Here is a 19584-nt window from a genome sequence, read left to right on the forward strand (position 1 = left end):
TAGATAGACCATTTGTGTTTAGCTTCATTATAGTGTTGACGATCTTTATGACATTTATGCGACCATATTAAAAATATGTCGTAATCTGAATTAGGGTTCTCGCCGTACAATAACTTAGCTTTATAATATACGTTTTTGCGGGCTTACTGGATCAGGGTAAAGGGGTTAACCGCTAGGCTTTTTAGGACCAAGAGATAATCTTATGTCAGTTTTTTACTTTAGGCAAGTGTTATTTATTTTTTCTGGTGTTTAGATTCATTTCATTGTAGTTTAAATAGGTAACAGTCGGATGAGCAAATAACAATAAAGTAACCAACTCATGAAATACATATTTGTTAGTGATATTTTTGGTAAGACCGCCCCTCTTAGCCATTTTGCTAGGCAGTTTAATGCTGAGCATCGAATTATTGATCCATACAACGGACAACTTCAAACTGTTGTTGATGAGCCTATCCAATACGCACATTTTATTGATAAGTGTGACCACGATGGTTACTTTCACAAACTTAACTCTATTTTAACTAAGGTTAGTGAATCTACTACGGTAATTGGTTTTAGTGCAGGTGGTGCAGCTGCTTGGCGTAGCGTAGCTAAAGTGAAAAATCCCCATATTAAAAAGCTCATCGCCTTTTACCCGAGTCAAATTCGACATCATCTTGATGTTGCTGCGCCCATTCCCTGTGAAATAATTTTCCCAAGACAAGAACCCCATTTTGATGTGTATACAGTGATGGAAAAAGTCAGTACACAACATAAAATAACCTGCAAAGTTAGTGACTACCAACATGGCTTTATGAATCCGTTATCTGCAGGGTTTAATAGTGCTGGCTACCAATATTTTAGCCAATATTTATTAGCTTAAAATAAGTGTTACCCACAAAGGGGTCTATACTTGTTTTTTTAATTGAAAATATTGACTATGATTTCTTGTTCTAAGCAGTACCAACACTTTTTATCTAACCCAATTGCTAAGCCGCCTTGCAGAATGACTAACGCCAAGATGTATGGCTTTTTTGCTCAAATTGAAGAAGTAAAAGTGCAGCGATTCATTGATAACACCTTGAATGTCGCCGCACCACCTCATACTCGATTTGAGGGAGTTGGTGAATATGGCCTTATTACATTCACGGATATCGAAAAAATAGCCTCCCTGACAGCACCTTATGATCAACATGGCTGGATGCAAGAAACTGACATAATCATTTGGTTACCTGTGGCTAAAGTGGTAGGGCAGGGGGGTGATGAAAGTATTACTCACTTGTATTGGTACCCGGCGTTTATTTGCGTTAATAATATTTATGCCTTGATTAATGGCCGTGAAACATGGGGTTATAACAAGTACATGTGTGATTATACAATGCCCCTTACACCTTCCCATGAACTCAACTTTTCGATTTCCATGGATTGCTTTAAGTACTTTGCTCCAGATTCAAAATTACAACAGCACGAGCTTTTTACCATTGTATCGGGTGAAAGTGATGGTCATAGTTTACTCTCAATGCTTGAAAATTTTGGTGAGGATATAGCGGATTTATTCGCACAGAAGCATTTAACAATTGATACAGCTTTATTAAAGCAGTTGTTGAGTGGCTTTGTTAATCCACAAATGGATCAAATATTGTTTAAGCAATTTCCTGATGGCAAAGGCGATGAAGCGGTGTACCAAGCCGTTTTATATTCACCGTCTGAAATTAAAAAGGTGCATAGTTTTAAACTATTAAAACCAGATTTTGATTTAACCTTGAACCAACTTGATAGCTTCCCGTTGGCAGACATGTTTGGTTTTAAAATAGGCAAGCAACCGCTTTATTTACCATTTTATATTGAAATGGACTTTGATCAGCTTGAAGCAAATCACCTTTAACCGGTTATATTGAGAAAAACATGAGTCAAGAAAAGATAGTTATCATAGGTGGCGGAGTTGCCGCTATGACAGCGGCTGTGTACCTTACAGAGCAGAATGATTGGCAAAAAAAGCGTCAAATCACAGTGTACCAACAAGGGTGGCGACTTGGTGGAAAGGGAGCAAGTGGGCGTAACAGTGCCAAAGGAGAACGTATAGAAGAGCATGGATTACATGTTTGGTTTGGTGCTTATGTGAACAGTTTTAAAACCATTGAGACGGTTTATGATAAGTTAAATCGGCCTGCAACTAGTCCTCTAGCCACTTGGCAGCACGCGTTAAAACCGCACAGTTTTATTGTCCTTGAGGAGTTTATAGATAACCAATGGCAAACATGGCCAATTGATTTTCCTTTGCTACCTGGTAATCCAGCACAAGGAAGCCTAGATATTACCCCATGGGATTTTGTGAAAATGACCTTAGCATGGCTTAAAAAATGGATTTTTGAATTACAAACTGTAGCTGATAACGCTAATAGAAAAACACAATTAAGTACAACCAAAAATCGAGACCAATCTTTGCTAAGGCATTTATATCAACAGGTGGAAGACGTGGCTGAAGATAGCCAAGAACTTTGGCAACGATTCAGTGATGACATTCATCAGCGAGCAAAAACGATTAGCTCGACTCCGAGTTTATTAATCGATAAGTTAAATAGTTTTGTTCATGCAGATAAAACCTTACTCCCACAGCTTCATGAAAAAAAAGACGGTTTAGTTATTTGGTATATTGTAAGAAAGCTTAAGCGCTGGATAAATGAAGAGCTTATCGAATTAATGGATGAGAATGCTGAACTTAGACGTTTATATATTTGCGCCGATTTAGCTATTGCGATGTTAGTAGGACTCGTCAAGGATAAAGTGTATCGTGACGGCTTTGGTGTTATTAATAAATACGATTTTCGTCAATGGTTAATAAGAAATGGAGCAAATAGAAAGTACAGTGCTGATTCTGCCCCTGTGCGCGGATTTTACGATTTAGTTTTTGCATACCCTAAAGGAGACTTTAGTAAACCTAATGTAGAGGCGGGGGTCGCCGCGTTGGCAATGCTTCGTATAGCGCTGTGTTATCGTGGTGGCGTAATGTGGAAGATGCAAGCGGGCATGGGAGATGTTATTTTTGCACCCATTTATGAGTTGTTAAAAAAGCGGGGAGTTACATTTCACTACTTTCATCAATTGCAAAATATCAGCCCAGGTATTAATCGTCAGGGTGATAACTATATTAAGTCTCTTGAAATACAACAGCAGGTATTACTAAAGCATTCACATTACGACCCATTAATCGAGGTTAAGAACCTACCTTGCTGGCCAAGTGAACCTTTGTACGAACAAATATCTCCTGAACAAGCGACGTTACTGCAACAAAAGAGCGTTAATTTGGAGTCTTTTTGGAGTGATTGGCCATCTATTTATAGGTTACACTTTGGCGAAGACTTACCGTGCGTTAAATTACAACATAAAGTTGATTTTGATTGTGTTGTATTGGGGGTTTCTGTTGCATCATTAAAGCATGTTTGTCCTGAATTACTCTCAGTGGACGCTAAGTTATCAGATCAGGCAAACTACGTTAAAACCGTGGCGACGCAAGCGAGCCAATTATGGTTGAATAAAACAGATGAGCAACTTGGTTGGCAGTTTTCACCTGCGAGTAAAGAAGGGCCGATCCTGAGCGGCTTTAGTGAACCATTTGATACTTGGGCCTCAATGGGGAATTTATTAGATAAAGAATGCTGGCCTAATGCAAATCAGCCAAGCAATATTGCATACTTTTGTAGTGCATTTGCGTGTGATGACACCCCGCCAAAAACAGATCATAACTTTGTAAAAAAAGCACAGGCGCAGGTTAAAGCGAACCTCATAAGTATGCTAAAAGAGAGAATGCAGCCATTGTGGCCACTTAGTTACCATGACAATGAATTTGATTGGTCTGTTTTGTACGGAAAAAACATTGCAGAGCAAAGAGTCGGTGAGCAATATTGGCGGGTTAATGTTGATCCTAGCGAGCGGTATGTGTTATCGGTTGCAGGCTCTAGCCAGTATAGAATTGCAACAGATGAAACGATTTTTAACAACTTATTTATTACTGGTGATTGGATTAAAACGGGAGTGAATGCCGGGTGTGTAGAGGCCGCGGTAATGGCGGGCATGCAAACTGCAAGGGCGATATGTGGCTATCCAGAATATATAAGTGGAGAGAATGCTTTTGAGCCACCGGAATATTAAATAAACTTTTCGCTTTGGTGCAGTTTTAGCCAATGAGTTAGTCTATAATCAATGACATAACAGCATATTTACATACACTCGTAACAAGGTTGGTTGCATAATGAAAACCCACAATAGCTTTATGTCAAAAAACATAGGGTATATGAGCTCATTTGGCTTATTGTTTCCTTTACACCTGCAAGCGACTGGCGTGCAGGTTTTGTACGACAGCAACATGGAAGTCATTGAAGTTTATGCACAAAAAAGGGCGCAAAGAATAGAAGAAGTCGGTATTGCTATCAGCCAAGTAAAAGGTGATGTACTTAAAGCGCAGCATTACAAGGATTCAACAGAGTTATCGGTATTCTCACCTAATTTTAAAATTAGCCAAAATGCGGCTGAAGGCACCCCGCCAGCGGTAAATATCCGTGGCGTTGGTTTAATTGATTACAACACGGCAAATACATCACCGGTTGCTATATATGTTGATGATATTGCTGTTGGCTCTGCTAGTAATCAATTAGTAAACCTGTTTGATATAGAGCAAGTTGATATTTTACGCGGCCCTCAAGGCACACTATTTGGTCGTAACTCAACCGGTGGAGCGATTTTAATTCGTTCAAAACGCCCAGAGTTCGAGCAAAGCGGCTATTTCACCGCAGGAGTTGCTAATAATAATGCCAATAGTGTTGATGCTATGTTCAACAGGTCGTTGAGTGATAATACGGCCTTGCGGGTAGCATTTAACTACCAAGACTATGACTATTCAACAAAAAATACTTATCCTGCGGCTCCCACAGCAGGGATGGAGCAAATAAATGCACGCATTTCTTTTTTAGCTGATTTTGATTCAGTGCAATTATTACTTAAAGGTCATATTCAAGATTGGGAAGGAATAGTTCAACCTGTTGGGAGTATAGGGGTGGTTGCCAACCCGTTAACGGGAGAGCGATGTAGTCCAGCTCAAGCAGGTTCAACACAATGTTTTGATAGCTTTGGCTTTAATGATGCAAGTGATGATTTTTACACCGTGAGCGTAAATAATGACTCTCCTCATAAAAGTAATGGGAAAGGCGTAAGTGCGCATTTAAATTGGCAACTTAGTGATAATTATGAGCTGATTTCTTTAACCAGCTTTAATGAGCTGGAGCGTCAACATGCTTTCAATTGTGATGGCTCACCCGCTCGCTTATGTGAAGGGAGTCTAGGTTTAGATACACATCAATTTACGCAAGAGCTTAGATTACAGTCGCAATTAAGTGAGCATTTTTTAACAGCTGGGTTGTATTTTGCTGATGAATCTATAAAGCAAGATAACGTGAACGATATTTTACGTGATTTTCGCGGCGTTCTGCCCGCAGATCTCACAGCTACTTTTTTTTACGATAACCACATCACAACACAAAGCATCGCGGCATTTACACAGTTAGATTATCAATTATCTACCAATTGGTTACTGAGTGCTGGTTTGCGTTATTCTTATGAGTCCTTGGATTTTGATTCTCTCTCAGAGCTAAATATTGTGGCCACACCTACAGATTTAAAAGGCGTGCGAGTACCTTTTTACCAAGTACAAGGCGCTCAATCTGATAATGGATTTTCAGGACAGCTAGGGCTAAATTATCAATTTGAGAAACACACGCATGGCTATTATCGCTTTGCAAACGGTGCAAAAAGCGGTGGCTATAATGGTGGTTTTTTATCTTCACCTGAGCAAGCTCAGCTTGCTGATTATCAAAGTGAACGTTTGAATGCACACGAAGTCGGCACTAAATCTTGGTGGCCAGAACAAGGAGTGCGGTTCAATTGGGCTGCATTTTATTATGACTATAATGACCAACAAGTATTTATGAATCAGCCTTCAGCATCTCCCCAAAGCCCACCCGTACAGCTGTTGGAAAATGTGGGAGACTCAATAATATACGGTTTGGAGGCAGAACTTGATTACGCTATCTCAAGGGGACTTAACCTTCAATTTACCTTAGGCTATATCCCTCATGCTGAATTTGAAGAGTATATAGACCCACTTGGCAATGAGCTTACAAATAAGCGGCTCCCATTTACCTCAAAATGGAATGCAAGTGCTGGACTTAAGTACACATTTGAGCTTGCGACAAACCCCTTAACTGCGCAGTTACTTATAGATTATCAGTCAGATTACTATTTTGATCAAAACCAGAACCCGTATGCGATGCAAGATGGTTATAGTATTGTTAATGGTAACCTCCGTTATCAATTAGAACAGTGGGGCTTTGTTGTTTGGGGTAAAAATCTGTTCGATACCCAGTACAGTAATTTAAAGTTTGATTTAAGTTCTTTTCTAGGCATGCTCGAAGATTTTAAAGGTGAAGGGCGACGTTATGGGCTGGATATTAGCTATCAATTCTAGCCATGATATATTTATTTAAGGTGCGATGTATGCCAGCTCGGGCAACGCTAAGACAATTGCTATACATTTTAATGATCTGTTGCTCGCATGTGGCCGTAGCAAATAATTCAGATGTATATATTTATAATACGCCCAATCAAAGTGTAAACTTATTAAATCAAGGCCGTGTACTTGAAGTTCGAAATGGCGCTTTTCCTAGTAGTAGTACCGATATCTCCGCTTGGCTTGAAAATAAAAAGCCTCAGAACAGAACCACCTTTTTTGGCGGAAGTTTTTGGTTTGTTATTCAGCTCGAAAATCAAAGTCAGTTACAGGAGTTAGTGTTATTTCCTTACAATACCTTGTTGTCAAAAATTGAAACGCGTATTTATGACATGTCAGACTCTAGTCGTGCTGTTGCGCGTTATGAAACAGGCGGGTTAGTCGAAAATGAATTCGCCTTTCATTATGGTAATAAAATACAGCTTACGCCCAATAAACCCTACTTTTTAATCGCTAAATTTCAAAGTGACTATTTTTATACTCCTCCTAAGCTAGTGCTTACACCTTATGATGAGTTTTTTGCTAAAACGACTATTCAAAATATGATCATGCTGCTGTGCTTTGGAGTGGGTATTGCACTTGGCTTATATAACTTACTGATATACTTTGCCGCTCGTGATGTAACCCATCTTTATTATGCGCTATTCACCGCGTGCTGGGTGCTGGCTTGGAGCCAGTTTTTTCATATTCCGGATCAACTTTTTGGTTTTTACAACGCTCATTTTCATTGGTTGGGCTTTAGTCTTATTCCGATGGCTAATATACTGTTTTATAACAATCTACTAAGGCTGAAAGAAACGTCACCTAAATTATCCTTAGTGTCTTTATCATTAGGGTGTATTGCTACTGCGGGGGTGCCATTAGCGATCATTTGGCCCGGTTTTGGCTTTATTTGGGCCACACTCGTTACTGGATCTACCTTATGCTTAGGTATGCTAGTAGGTATCAGAAGTTGGATGAGTGGCTTTAAACCAGCTCGTTACTTTGTGCTTGCTTATTTAGCAATGGCTATCCCTAATATGATCGGTAATTTAACCAACCTTGGCTTGATTGCGCCGATGGCTTTTGATTTATACTTACTTGGTTTAATTGGTACTGCGCTTGATGCCATGTTATTAGCATTTGCTGTGGCTAATAAATTTAGACTTCTACACGAGGAAAATGTAGCGCTAACGAAAAATTTAGAGCAAAAAGTGCAATCACGTACTCACGAGTTACAACAATTAGCTGAAGAACTGCGTGATGCCAGCGAAGCGAAAAGTCGCTTCTTAGCAAATATGAGTCATGAAATTCGCACCCCTATGACCTCTATAATTGGTTATGCAGATGGTATTATTTTGGGTGATATCAAGCCCCATGAGCGTAATCATGGTATCCGAGTTATTTTGCAAAACAGCCGCCATGTGTTGGGTTTAATCAATGACATATTGGATATGTCGAAAATTGAGGCGAACCGTTTAGAAATTGATTTAGTTGAAACTGACTTATTTGCCACTATCGCAGAGATTGAATCGCTACTTGGTAAGCAAATTCGAGATAAAGGATTAAAATTTGGTGTTGATTATGTCTTTCCGCTACCCGATTGGATTATTTCTGATCCAACGCGTCTTAGGCAGGTCTTATTAAACTTAGCAACGAATGCGCTTAAATTTACCAGTGTTGGGCATATTCAGTTAGTTGTTGCTTGCTCGGCAGAGCAGCTTAAAATTACAGTTAAAGATACCGGAATTGGCATGACACAAAGCGAGCGAAAAGAATTGTTCTCGCCATTTTATCAAGCTGATTCATCAATTTCGCGTAAATATGGTGGGACTGGCCTTGGCTTAAATATCTCTAAGAGTTTAGCTCATAAACTCGGTGGCGATTTAACCGTGAGTTCTGAAGTTGGTTGTGGCAGTGAGTTTTGTTTAGAACTTAACTTAAAAATTACGGATAAAACAAAATGGATTAATTCATTTGATGAGGTGATCTGCCATGAATCAAAAGAGGTCCCCGAAAATATCTGCCAACAAAACCTAGTCGGCGAGGTATTAATTGCAGAAGATCACCCAGAAAATCGCCAGCTTATAAAACGAATTTTGGAACGAATGGGCTTAACAGTAACAGCCGTCGAAAATGGTCAAGATGCAGTTCAAGCAACCCTTGATGAGCAATTTGACTTAATTTTACTTGATATACAAATGCCAATTATGGATGGTGAGCAAGCGATTCATATTATGCAAGCAACAGGACTTTCCACACCCATTGTCGCTTTAACGGCAAACACGATGAAACATGAAATCGACCGCTATTTAAAGCAGGGGTTTATTGATCATATCGCTAAACCAATTGATAGAACACAGTTTAGTCACAAGATTGCCAGTTACTTGGATATAGAAATAGCTGATGATGTGAAGCTCCCTGATCATGAATTTGAATTACTCAAACATGATTATATTAAAGGGCTACGCATTCAAAAAGAAACGTTACTGCAACAGTTTAAATCCGGTGATATGACGGGCTTTGCCCAAAGCGTGCACATGATAAAAGGGACCGCAGGGATGTTTGATTGCTTAAGCCTTTATAAAAAGTCAGTTGAATTAGATAAAGTTATAAAAGCTGATTCAGTCACGCTTGATTCTCAGTTAGTGAATGCTTTGTTTACAGCCATTGATGATGTTCTGGCTGAGCCATCTTAATGGTTAACTATTTAACTGTTGAATAGTCGATATCACTTTTTGAATGCAGACAAGTCAGTAAGTAGATGATTTAATATATTATCTTCTCTGGTATGAATCATGTAAGAGGCTTAATGGATTATCAACACATTTCAGTGCCAAGCGAAGGCGAACAGATTAGCATAAATGCCGAAGGGCAATGGCATATTCCGAATAAGCCCATTATTGCTTTTATTGATGGTGATGGTGTTGGCGCAGATATCTCCCCCTTAGTACGCCAGATTGTTGATAATGCAATAGCTCATTGTTATGGCAGTACTAAAAAAATTTACTGGCTTGAAGTGTTTAATGGTGAAAAAGCTGCAAAGTTATACGACGGTGATTGGTTCCCACAAGAGACAATTCACGCGGTAAGGCAATTTAAAATCGCGATTAAAGGCCCGCTGACTACTCCCTTAGGCGGAGGTTTTCGCTCACTTAATGTAGCGCTACGCCAGGAAATGGACTTATTTGTTAATATGCGGCCAATCAAAGGCTATAGTGCACTGCCTTCACCGTTAAAATATCCTGAAAAAACCAAGATTGTTGTTATTAGAGATAGCTCTGAGGATATTTACTCTGGTATTGAATGGCAAGCAGGTAGTGTTGAAGCCGAAAAAATGTTGGATTTTTTATCTCAAGAGATGGGCGTGACACGATTACGTTTTGATCAGCAATGTGCAATAGGGATAAAGAATATTTCTAAAGAAGGCGCTGAGCGATTAATGCGTTATGCTCTTGAGTATTCACTTGAACAGCAAAGTGATTCACTTACCGTGGTTCATAAAGGCAATGTATTAAAGTTTACAGAAGGTGCATTTAAACGTTGGGGATTTGATTTAGCTAAACGAGAATTTGGTGCGAAGGAGCATGAAAATGGTCGTTGGCTTATTATAGAGCGTGTTCAGCGAGCCCCACTTATTATTAAAGAAGTGATAGCAGATAATATGTTACAACAAGCATTAATGACCCCCGAGCAATTTGATGTAGTTGTAACGACAAATCAAAATGGGGATTACTTAGCGGATATGCTGACTGCACAAGTGGGCGGCATCGGTATTATGCCAGCGGCAAATTTAAATAATGACGTTGCGTTTTTTGAACCCACACATGGGCCATTTGAACGAATTGCTGGCACTGATACTGCAAACCCTAGTAGTAGTATTTTAAGTGCGGTGATGATGTTGCGGTTTATGAATTGGCATGATGCTGCACAAGCGATAGAAAATGCACTTGCCGCTACATTAGATGCGAATGAAATAACATTTGATCTTGATACAAAATCGCATAGCGCGACGATCCTCAGCTGCAGTGAATTTGCAATGAAGATCATCGAGCGTGTAAAGCAGTCATAATTTAAGCTGCGTTACTATTTGTAAAACTTTCGCGGTACATGCAAGGGCGATTAGTAAGTTTAGCAGCACGTTGATAAATAACTTTAGCGTCATGCTCATTGCTTGGCGTGGCACTGAGTGTATCCATTATAGCTACAACAATAATTGCAGGCACTTGACAACAAAACTCATCTAAAACGGCCGTTGTAGTTTGAGCATCTGCATGACAATGTGGGTGCGCGTGCTCAACTTGATACGCGTGAAGCAAAGTTTGGGCATCTAAAGCTGCATCATTTTCATGTTTGTTTTTACGGCACTGGCAGCCAAATTCATCCACCAATGTTGCTAAGGCTTGATAAATCTCTTCGCTCGTTAACCTTGTTTTTTGGCAAAGTTGCTGTTCAATAAATGCATGAAGATTACCATCGATGAATAAGCCGTCTTGTTGGGTGAAACGTTCTGTAGTTTGCATCATAATAATATCTCTTAGTTATAGTGTGAGTGAATCATTTGTATGACTTCACTCTAGCGCTAAGAGTACTATTTATGAAATTGTTGTTTTCAATAACTGATATTGATTTTATTAATATTTAAGAGCTTATAATGTGTTGGTCTTTATTCATGGCTTTGAGCACGTGTTTTGCGACCTCAAACAGAGAACATTGTTGGTCCATTGCTTGTTTCTGCAAACGTTTGTGCGCTTGCTCTTCAGTGATATCTAGATGTTGGATCAAGATTAACTTTGCTCTATTTAATGTTTTTTGTTCACTTATTACTTGTTTGGCATCTTGCAAGGCATCGTTCATCTGTTTTAGGTGTTCACTTTGTTCCATGATTAAATCGTAAAAAGTGCGGTTGCTTGTGAGTCGATGCTGCGCTAAGTTGCTATTATTAGAGGTGTAATCAACGCTCGAACCTGACCCATCTAAAGGAATGTCACTCAGTGCTTTTATATGATTTTTGTGTTCATGTAATTGACGTTTAGCAATATGAATCTGTTTCTCGGCGCTAGTTGTTAGTTGCTCTGCGATTAACTTCTCGATTCTATGCATATGATTAATACGTGTGGTTGTGATGTCGTACCAGACTTCGCTTATTTCGCTGAGCTGTGAACTACCTTGCGGTAACTCTTGTATTAAATTGCGCAGCCTTTGTAGTTGAACGCTTGCTTCGTCTTCAGTTAGTTGTGCGTACGCTGAAGTTAAATCATTACCGGCATATTTTAAAAATATAATAAAATTGTCTTGCTGTGTATTTTGTAAGTGAGCTAGCTGGTCTTTGCGCTGTGTGCTAAATGCACCAGATGCAAAACCGATAGCACCGCAAGCACGCTCTTGTCCGGCATGTTCTTTTGCTTGCACAAAATTAAATAGTGCAATTAAAAGTCGGGTGATCAGTGGATCACTTGCGCCATCAGCGGCTTCTAATAGAATATTTAATAATGAACTAATATGTTGTGAAAAAGCTTGGCTTGCATGCTCTGCCGTTACTTTTTGATTGCGAATTTGTTCTCGTAAAATGGGTAATCGTGCAAGGCATTGTAAGCTAAAAGTTATTCGATTAAATAAACGTGTATTACCTATGCTGTGTTTTGAATTTAAGTAATGTTGCTTTAACTCAGTATAAAGTTGTTGCTCGGATTCAATACTCTGCGCAATTTGTTCACGACGTTGTTGCACAAAACGCTCACAACCTGAAGCAATAAAAATATTACTGATACCACGTTCTTTTTGAAGTTGATGAATAAAGTGGCCTAGAGTTATTAATGTTTTACAACTTATGGCTAAGTGCTGTAGCGCATTAATTTCTTCATGTTTTGCTGCAAGTAAAAATTGTTCTGTGAGAGGGCTGACTCTGGGCATAAAATTTAATATGTTTATATTATTATTGTTAATAATAGTGCAACCCTTGTTCCAGTCAGCAAAAATATTAGGTCAGAATAAAGCATCGCTTTTTAAGGTTATGAAATAACGAGAATTAAAAAGTATATAGTTTATTTTAACTAAGCAACTTTTGGCACTTAGTAATATAAAACACTCACTTTATCTGATCTTTTTGGTGCGTAAAATGGAAATTCGCACTATGTTGGCGCAAATGAATTCACCGTTTATTCTGATTAAAAGTGTATAACCATCTGTTTAAAAGTGACTTTTAAACAGATGGTTATATTGGCACTGTTGTTGCTTTAGTAATAAAGTCAATCGGGTTGTGTGCCCTCACAGTGTGTTTTAGTTAAGACGAAGACGTCTACTTATTTGCTCAATAAGCAAGTAGTAGGCGTTTTTTTTTGCCTGAAATATAGCAACGCACAGTGGTAATTAATCAATAACAACGAAGGTGAATACTATGGCTTATTTAATACCCACAGAATTTGTTACAAAAATGGTCGACTCTGGTGAGTCAAAAATCTATATGTCGACTCGCGATACACTAATACGTGCGTTTATGGCGGGCGCTATTTTAGCATTAGCCGCAGTATTTGCGGTGAGTGTAGCAGTGGCAACTGGATCTCATTTATTAGGGTCAGTGTTATTTCCTGTTGGATTTATCATGTTGTACTTGATGGGGTTCGATTTATTAACAGGGGTATTTGTATTAACCCCTTTAGCATGGCTTGCCAAGCGTCCTGGAGTCACGTGGTCACAAATTCTACCGCACTGGGGTAAAGTATTCGCAGGTAACTTCTTAGGCGCATTAACTGTTGCATTTATGATGGCGTTTATATTTACCTATGGTTTTAATACTGATGGCGGAGCAATCGCAGCAAAGGTTGGCCACATCGGTGAAGCACGTACGTTAGGGTATGCGGAATATGGTACTGCTGGTTGGCTAACTATTTTTATTCGCGGCATGTTATGTAATTGGATGGTCTCTCTCGGTGTTGTCGGTGCGATGATTTCAACACATGTTAGTGGCAAAGTGATTGCGATGTGGATGCCAGTGATGTTGTTCTTTTTTATGGGTTTTGAGCACTCTGTTGTGAATATGTTTTTATTTCCGTTTGCACTTATGATGGGTGGCGATTTCTCAGTAATGGACTATTTAGTATGGAATGAAATACCAACTGCACTAGGTAATTTAGTGGGCGGGTTGGCATTTACTGGGTTAACTTTATATACCACGCATTATAAAACTGCACCAAAGCGCTCTTTAAATACGCAAGAGCCTATTAGTAAACCTGTTACGGGTTAACGCATAGTGACACAGCTAAGCCTACGGATAGGGCAACACTCAAGCGCCGGTAGCAAAGATATTAATCAAGATTGCTACGGCGCTTTTGTGCCAAATAGTCCTGAACTTGAACTCAAAGGAGCTGTTGTTGCATTAAGCGACGGAGTAAGCAGCTCACAAGTCAGCCAAGTTGCGAGTGAAACAGCAATAAAAAGTTTTCTTTCTGATTATTATTGTACCAGTGATGCGTGGTCGGTTAGCCATGCGGCGCAACAAGTTTTGACCAGTACGAATGCATGGCTGTATGCGCAAAATCAGCAAGGTCCTTATCGGTTTGATGTTGAAAAAGGCTATGTTTGCACTTTTTCAGCGGTGATATTCAAAAAACAACATGCCCATATTTTGCATATTGGCGATAGCCGTATCTATCACCTTAGAGAGGGTAATGTATCGCAGTTGACTCGTGATCACCGCTGGTATCAGGGAAGCGATACCAGCTATTTAAGTCGTGCACTTGGTGCCGCAGGCCATTTGCACTTAGATCACGACAGTGTAGAGCTTGTACAAAATGACGTGTTTTTTTTGATGACGGATGGAGTCAGTGATTATTTAACTCCAATCCTGATGCAGGAAATATACGCCGAATATTTGCATGACTTAGATGCTTGCGCTGAGGCGTTTGTTGAAACAGCACTTAATGCTGGTAGTGATGATAACCTCACGGTGCAAATTGTGGTGGTTGATCATGTAGATGATAAAAACCAGCATTGTCTATTTGATGAGCCTCTTCCATTACCACCTATGTTATCAAGTAACGATGAATTTGATGGTTATAAAATACTTCGTTCTATTCATCGTTCAAGTCGCAGCCATGTATATCTAGCTGCGGATTTAACGAGCGCTCAACAATTGATAATAAAAACCCCTTCAATTGATTTATCCTATGACCATGAATACCTAGAGCGTTTAATGCTCGAAGAGTGGGTCGCAAAAAGAGTGAGTAGTCCTCATGTCATTTCGATTCCTCGCATATCACGGGAGCGCAGCTATTGGTACACTGTAAGTGAATATATTCAAGGGCAAACCTTAGCACAGTGGCTTGTTGATCATCCACAGCCTAGCATCATAGACATACGAGCTATCATTGAACAAGTGGCGAAAGGGCTGATGGCTTTACACCGAAGCGATATTTTGCACCAAGATCTACGCCCTGAAAATATAATGGTAGACAATAATGGCACGGTAAAAATTATTGATTTAGGCTCGGTGCGCGTTGCAGGTATTGCAGAGCTTGAGGACTCACAGTTACTTGGCACGGCGATGTATACAGCCCCTGAGTATTTTGTTGGCGGCGGTGGCAGTGCTTGCTCAGATCTGTTTTCATTAGCTGTACTCACATATTATATGCTCTGTGGTCGTTACCCTTATGGAGTCAATGTTGCTAAAGCTCGAACGTTATCAGCACAATATAAATTAAATTATCAGTCAGTTGTTGATCCTGAACGTGATATCCCACTCTGGATTGATGCAACCCTCAAAAAAGCGTTACAGCCCAACCCTGCAAAACGCTATCAAGTATTATCTGAATTCATTTTTGATTTACACAACCCAAATCCTGCATTTTTAACCAATTTAAATCCGCCATGGGTAGAGAAAAATCCAGTGCGTTTTTATCAAGGCTTATCGGTGCTATTAGCTTTGTTACTCGTCGTATCATTAATAACATAGGCACCACTATCTGTTTCCGATGAAATACAACGATTAGCAAAGTCAGTAGTGAAAAAGTGGGCCTGTAGGCCCATCATAAAGTGGTTAGGAAGGGAATGGGGAATCTAGTAATAAAGGTGTTAAACCTGTGCTGCGCTTATTTCAAGCAATTGTTTTTCAATAGCCATTTGATGATGTATTACCTCTCCAATCATGATCAAGGTAGGGCCTGTGAGGTTTGCAGTTGCTGATTTATTGGCGATATCTTCAAACGTTCCACTAATTACTTGTTGGCTTGCGGTTGTGACTTGCTCTAGTAAAGCAATGGGGGTGTTTATTGGCCAACCTACAGAGCATAAACCATCTACTAACTGAGATAGGCGGCCTAAACCCATGTAAACAACTAAAGTTGGATTGTCTTGATTAGGCAGGTGATGATAATTTTCCCATTTTGGCTGTTGTTTTGGGTCTGCAAACTGTGCTGTCATAAAGGTAACACTACGGGCAACCCCACGTGCTGTAAGAGGGATACCTGTGTAAGCAGATGCTGCACATGCGGTAGTTACACCCGGCACTATGGCAAAGGGAATATTATGCTCTGCAAGGGCATCAGCTTCTTCATTAACGCGGGCAAAAATACTTGGGTCGCCCCCTTTTAACCGAATGACTGTATGTCCCTGCTGAGCATAGTTAACTAATAACTTACTTATATTAGCTTGTTGCATTGAGTGTTTGTTAGCACGCTTGCCAACAAAGACCCGTTGTGCGTTTTCAGGAAGAGTACGCAGCAGCTCAACCGAGACTAACCAATCGTATAAAATAACATCGGCACTTTCAATTAACCGCTGCGCTTTAACTGTGATCAGTTCTGGATCGCCAGGTCCTGCTCCAATTAAATAGACATGACCTTGCTTTTGGCGGGTTTTAGATTGATTAAATGGTTTGCTGATCAAATTAGCTAACCAGTTTGATTCTGACCCCATAAAATAAGAAAGTACACTCATAAGTTTTCCCTAAACAATTAACTAAGCTGCGCTAGTTTGCTCTGCACAGACTTGTGCTTGGACAAATACACGGTCGTTTTCAATTTTGACGGGGTACGTTGCAACACAAACATCGCTTTGTTCTATACATTGCCCTGTTTGAAGGCAAAAATGCTGTTTATATAACGGAGAGGCGACAACTAGCGAGTTTTGCATACTGCCGATAATGCCCCGAGATAAAACATTGGCATCACCGATAGGGTCATAGTTATTGATGGCAAAAACCGCTGCTGGCTCTTGTGGAATATAGAATAAAGCGATTTGTGTATTCTCAACTAATGCACATACGCCGCTGTCTGCTACTAGATCATCAATTGATGCGATATCATGCCACAACATTGTCTTGCTCCTTTTCAATTTCAACAACTGGGATTAACTGCTCGGTACTACGCGAATGGTTTCGTTTTTCTGATTTTGTTGCCGGGCGGATTTGGTTCCGCTCTTGGACAAACAAAATATTACTGTCTTGCTCTGGGCTATTTACAAATTGGCGGAAGCGTTTGACAGCTGTTTGGCTTTCAATTGTGGTTTTCCATTCACATTGATAGGTCGCTACTACATGCTCCATTTGTGCTTCAAGCTCGGAACAAATATTTAAGCTGTCTTCGATAACAACTTTACGTAAATAGTCTAAACCTCCTTCAAGGTTTTCCATCCACACAGATGTACGTTGTAGTTTGTCTGCTGTTTTAATGTAAAACATGAGTATGCGGTCAATATAGGTGATCAGCGTTTGCGTATCGAGATCAGTGGCAAATAAGTCAGCATGGCGTGGACGCATGCCGCCATTACCACACACATAGAGGTTCCAGCCATTTTCAGTGGCAATTACACCAATATCTTTACTTTGTGCTTCAGCGCATTCACGGGTACAGCCAGATACGGCCATTTTAATTTTATGTGGTGATCGTAAGCCCTTGTAGCGATTTTCAATGTCTATCGCTTGGCCAACACTGTCTTGTACGCCATAACGGCACCATGTACTGCCAACACAGGATTTAACCGTACGCAAGGATTTACCATAGGCGTGGCCTGTTTCGAAGCCAACATCAATCAGCTTTTGCCAAATGATTGGCAGGTGCTCAAGGCGGGCGCCGAATAAATCAATACGCTGACCACCTGTAATTTTACAGTACAGATTAAACTCTTGTGCTACCTCCCCAAGAACAATGAGTTTATCTGGTGTGATCTCGCCTGCTGCAATTCGTGGAACAACTGAGTATGAGCCATCTTTTTGCATATTAGCTAAGAAGGTATCATTGGTATCTTGTAAGCCAACATGGGGTTTATTGAGAATGAAATCATTCCATGTTGCCGCTAATATGTTAGCCGCTGCTGGTTTGCAAATATCACAACCTTTACCTTGACCAAACTTGTTCAGTAGGTCATCAAAAGTTTTGATGCCATCAACTTTTACGAGGTGCATCAATTCTTGACGAGAGTAGGCGAAGTGTTCACAAATGTGATTGTTAACTTCAACCCCGCGAGACTCTAATTCTTGATCAACCACTGTTTTTAGTAATGCGGCACATCCGCCACAGCCACTAGCAGCTTTTGTACAACTTTTAACTTCGCCCAGCTCACAGGCACCCCCATCAATGGCGCTGATGATGTCGCCCTTACTGACATTGTGGCAAGAGCAAATCGTTGCGGCATCTGGAAGTGCTGAACTAGAAAGTGTTGGAGCGTCACCAGTTACTGGTAAAATTAAACATTCAGGGTTTTCTGGTAGGGTCATGTCGTTCAACATGTATTGCAGTAATGTATCGTAATCACTGGTATCGCCAACAAGTACGGCACCAATTAATTTGTCTGTTTGCTCATTAAAAACGATTTTTTTGTAACTACCACGAATAGGGTCTTGATAGACCATCTCTTTACAATTTTCGGTTTTGCCGTGAGCATCACCAATTGAGCCCACTTCAACACCAAGTAATTTTAATTTAGTGCTCATATCGGCGCCAGAGAAGGCTAAATCACCACCACTGAACTGACTTGCGACAACACGCGCCATATTATAACCAGGTGCAACTAAACCAAATATGAAATTGCTCCACAAGGCGCATTCACCGATAGCATAAATATCCGGATCAGATGTTTGGCATTGATTGTTGATAACAATACCGCCTCGGGGACCTATTTCAAGCTCTGTGGCACGGCCTAATTGGTCGTATGGGCGAATGCCAGCCGAGAATAAAATAATATCTGTTTCAAGGTGGCTGCCATCGCTGAAGTTCATTCGGTAACGGCATTGCTCCCCTTTGACAATTTCTTGTGTGGCTTTACCGGTATGAACGGTAACACCTAATTGTTCTATTTTATTTTTAAGTAATTCACCACCAACTTCATCAAGTTGTACACCCATAAGTTGTGGCGCAAATTCGACCACATGCGTATCTAACCCAAGTTGTTTTAGGGTATTACTGGCCTCAAGACCTAATAGACCACCACCCACTACCACACCTACTTTACTCACTTTGGCGCTTTGTTGAATTGCTTCTAAATCTTCTAATGTACGATAAACCAAACAATGGGGCTGATCATTACCAGGAATTGGCGGCACAAATGGGTATGAGCCGGTTGCTATAACAAGTTTATCGTAGTCATATTGCTGACCAGTTGTTGTTTTAACAACTTTATTTTGTTTATCTATCTGATCAACCCATGTATTAGTGTGTACATTTATATTGAGTTGCTGATAGTTTTCTGCAGTTGTTAAAGCTAAATCAGCAGGGCTTTTACCATCAAAAACGCTCGATAGATATACGCGGTCATAGGCTAAATGAACCTCACCGCATAACACGGTTATGACAGCATTCGCATCGCTGGCACGCATTTGCTCTACAAAGTGATGACCCACCATGCCATTACCAATGACGAGAATTTGTTGGGGTGTTTGCATGTGGTATTCCTTAGTTTTGACGGTTTTACAAACACAAAAAAGCCCGCCACTTAAAGTAATAAAACAGTAAGTATGCGGGCTTCTTTGCCTAAAATTTAAGTTGTTTTTTTTTATTGTTTTAGTAAGCGCAATTAAGTGCTCTTAATTCTTATAAAGCAGATAAAGTGCCAACTTATTAAGTTGTTGAATTTAA

General features: G+C 40.0%; 13 protein-coding genes. 8 read left to right on the plus strand and 5 right to left on the minus strand.

The features are described from left to right. Positions 1-319 precede the first annotated feature (319 nt). The 6 genes from B5G52_RS06375 (at position 320) to icd (ending at position 10589) form a co-directional block, all read left to right on the plus strand. Positions 320-862 (plus strand): dienelactone hydrolase family protein, encoded by a 543-nt coding sequence (locus tag B5G52_RS06375; RefSeq protein ID WP_087531831.1) that lies wholly within the window; start codon positions 320-322, stop codon positions 860-862. Between the two features lie 57 nt (positions 863-919). Further along, the gene (locus tag B5G52_RS06380; RefSeq protein WP_087531832.1) at positions 920-1864 is read left to right on the plus strand and encodes an acetoacetate decarboxylase family protein; all 945 of its coding nucleotides are present in this window, start codon (positions 920-922) and stop codon (positions 1862-1864) included. 20 nt (positions 1865-1884) lie between these two features. Next, complete coding sequence (locus B5G52_RS06385) at positions 1885-4128, plus strand: NAD(P)-binding protein (protein ID WP_087531833.1); 2244 nt, start codon at positions 1885-1887, stop codon at positions 4126-4128. A 100-nt stretch (positions 4129-4228) separates the two neighbouring features. After that, entirely contained in the window at positions 4229-6496 is a 2268-nt protein-coding gene (locus B5G52_RS06390; protein WP_087531834.1) for a TonB-dependent receptor, read from the plus strand. 29 nt (positions 6497-6525) lie between these two features. Further along, entirely contained in the window at positions 6526-9216 is a 2691-nt protein-coding gene (locus B5G52_RS06395; RefSeq protein ID WP_087531835.1) for a 7TM diverse intracellular signaling domain-containing protein, read from the plus strand. A 113-nt stretch (positions 9217-9329) separates the two neighbouring features. Beyond that, a complete protein-coding gene (gene icd / locus B5G52_RS06400; protein WP_087531836.1) occupies positions 9330-10589 on the plus strand; it encodes an NADP-dependent isocitrate dehydrogenase in 1260 nt (419 codons plus the stop codon). A gap of 1 nt (position 10590) precedes the next feature. Here icd and B5G52_RS06405 read toward each other — a convergent pair whose 3' ends face one another. Together B5G52_RS06405 and B5G52_RS06410 are read right to left on the minus strand one after the other, a co-directional pair. Beyond that, positions 10591-11040 (minus strand): hypothetical protein, encoded by a 450-nt coding sequence (locus B5G52_RS06405; protein ID WP_087531949.1) that lies wholly within the window; start codon positions 11038-11040, stop codon positions 10591-10593. A 118-nt stretch (positions 11041-11158) separates the two neighbouring features. Beyond that, positions 11159-12430 (minus strand): nitrate regulatory protein, encoded by a 1272-nt coding sequence (locus B5G52_RS06410; RefSeq protein ID WP_087531837.1) that lies wholly within the window; start codon positions 12428-12430, stop codon positions 11159-11161. A 484-nt stretch (positions 12431-12914) separates the two neighbouring features. Between B5G52_RS06410 and B5G52_RS06415 the strand changes: the two genes are divergently transcribed. After that, positions 12915-13760 carry a formate/nitrite transporter family protein gene (locus B5G52_RS06415; protein WP_087531838.1) on the plus strand — a complete coding sequence of 282 codons (846 nt, stop codon included), beginning with the start codon at positions 12915-12917 and terminating at the stop codon, positions 13758-13760. A gap of 6 nt (positions 13761-13766) precedes the next feature. Beyond that, positions 13767-15467, plus strand: coding sequence for a protein kinase (locus B5G52_RS06420; protein ID WP_356948019.1), 1701 nt, complete (start codon positions 13767-13769; stop codon positions 15465-15467). Between the two features lie 119 nt (positions 15468-15586). On the opposite strand, the gene cobA is transcribed toward B5G52_RS06420, so the two are convergent. Genes cobA through nirB form a run of 3 tightly spaced genes read right to left on the minus strand, consistent with a single transcriptional unit; the run spans position 15587 to position 19391 of the window. Continuing rightward, positions 15587-16450, minus strand: a complete 864-nt coding sequence (gene cobA / locus B5G52_RS06425) for a uroporphyrinogen-III C-methyltransferase (protein WP_087531840.1) — start codon at positions 16448-16450, stop codon at positions 15587-15589. A gap of 21 nt (positions 16451-16471) precedes the next feature. Next, positions 16472-16828, minus strand: coding sequence for a nitrite reductase small subunit NirD (gene nirD / locus B5G52_RS06430; RefSeq protein WP_087531841.1), 357 nt, complete (start codon positions 16826-16828; stop codon positions 16472-16474). Then, positions 16815-19391: a nitrite reductase large subunit NirB gene (nirB, locus tag B5G52_RS06435; protein ID WP_087531842.1), complete on the minus strand. Its 2577-nt coding sequence runs from the start codon at positions 19389-19391 to the stop codon at positions 16815-16817. Before nirB ends, nirD begins: the two co-directional genes overlap by 14 nt. Between the last annotated feature and the right edge of the window lie 193 nt (positions 19392-19584).

Source organism: Pseudoalteromonas sp. A601, from assembly GCF_002165575.1.
Classification (GTDB): domain Bacteria; phylum Pseudomonadota; class Gammaproteobacteria; order Enterobacterales; family Alteromonadaceae; genus Pseudoalteromonas.

Coding starts and splice junctions, on each gene's coding strand:
- B5G52_RS06405 (WP_087531949.1), bottom strand. CDS start 11,040: ATGCAAACTACAGAACGTTTCACCCAACAAGACGGCTTATTCATCGAT.
- B5G52_RS06375 (WP_087531831.1), top strand. CDS start 320: ATGAAATACATATTTGTTAGTGATATTTTTGGTAAGACCGCCCCTCTT.
- nirD (WP_087531841.1), bottom strand. CDS start 16,828: ATGTTGTGGCATGATATCGCATCAATTGATGATCTAGTAGCAGACAGC.
- cobA (WP_087531840.1), bottom strand. CDS start 16,450: ATGAGTGTACTTTCTTATTTTATGGGGTCAGAATCAAACTGGTTAGCT.
- B5G52_RS06395 (WP_087531835.1), top strand. CDS start 6,526: ATGCCAGCTCGGGCAACGCTAAGACAATTGCTATACATTTTAATGATC.
- B5G52_RS06385 (WP_087531833.1), top strand. CDS start 1,885: ATGAGTCAAGAAAAGATAGTTATCATAGGTGGCGGAGTTGCCGCTATG.
- B5G52_RS06380 (WP_087531832.1), top strand. CDS start 920: ATGATTTCTTGTTCTAAGCAGTACCAACACTTTTTATCTAACCCAATT.
- B5G52_RS06410 (WP_087531837.1), bottom strand. CDS start 12,430: ATGCCCAGAGTCAGCCCTCTCACAGAACAATTTTTACTTGCAGCAAAA.
- B5G52_RS06415 (WP_087531838.1), top strand. CDS start 12,915: ATGGCTTATTTAATACCCACAGAATTTGTTACAAAAATGGTCGACTCT.
- icd (WP_087531836.1), top strand. CDS start 9,330: ATGGATTATCAACACATTTCAGTGCCAAGCGAAGGCGAACAGATTAGC.
- B5G52_RS06390 (WP_087531834.1), top strand. CDS start 4,229: ATGAAAACCCACAATAGCTTTATGTCAAAAAACATAGGGTATATGAGC.
- nirB (WP_087531842.1), bottom strand. CDS start 19,391: ATGCAAACACCCCAACAAATTCTCGTCATTGGTAATGGCATGGTGGGT.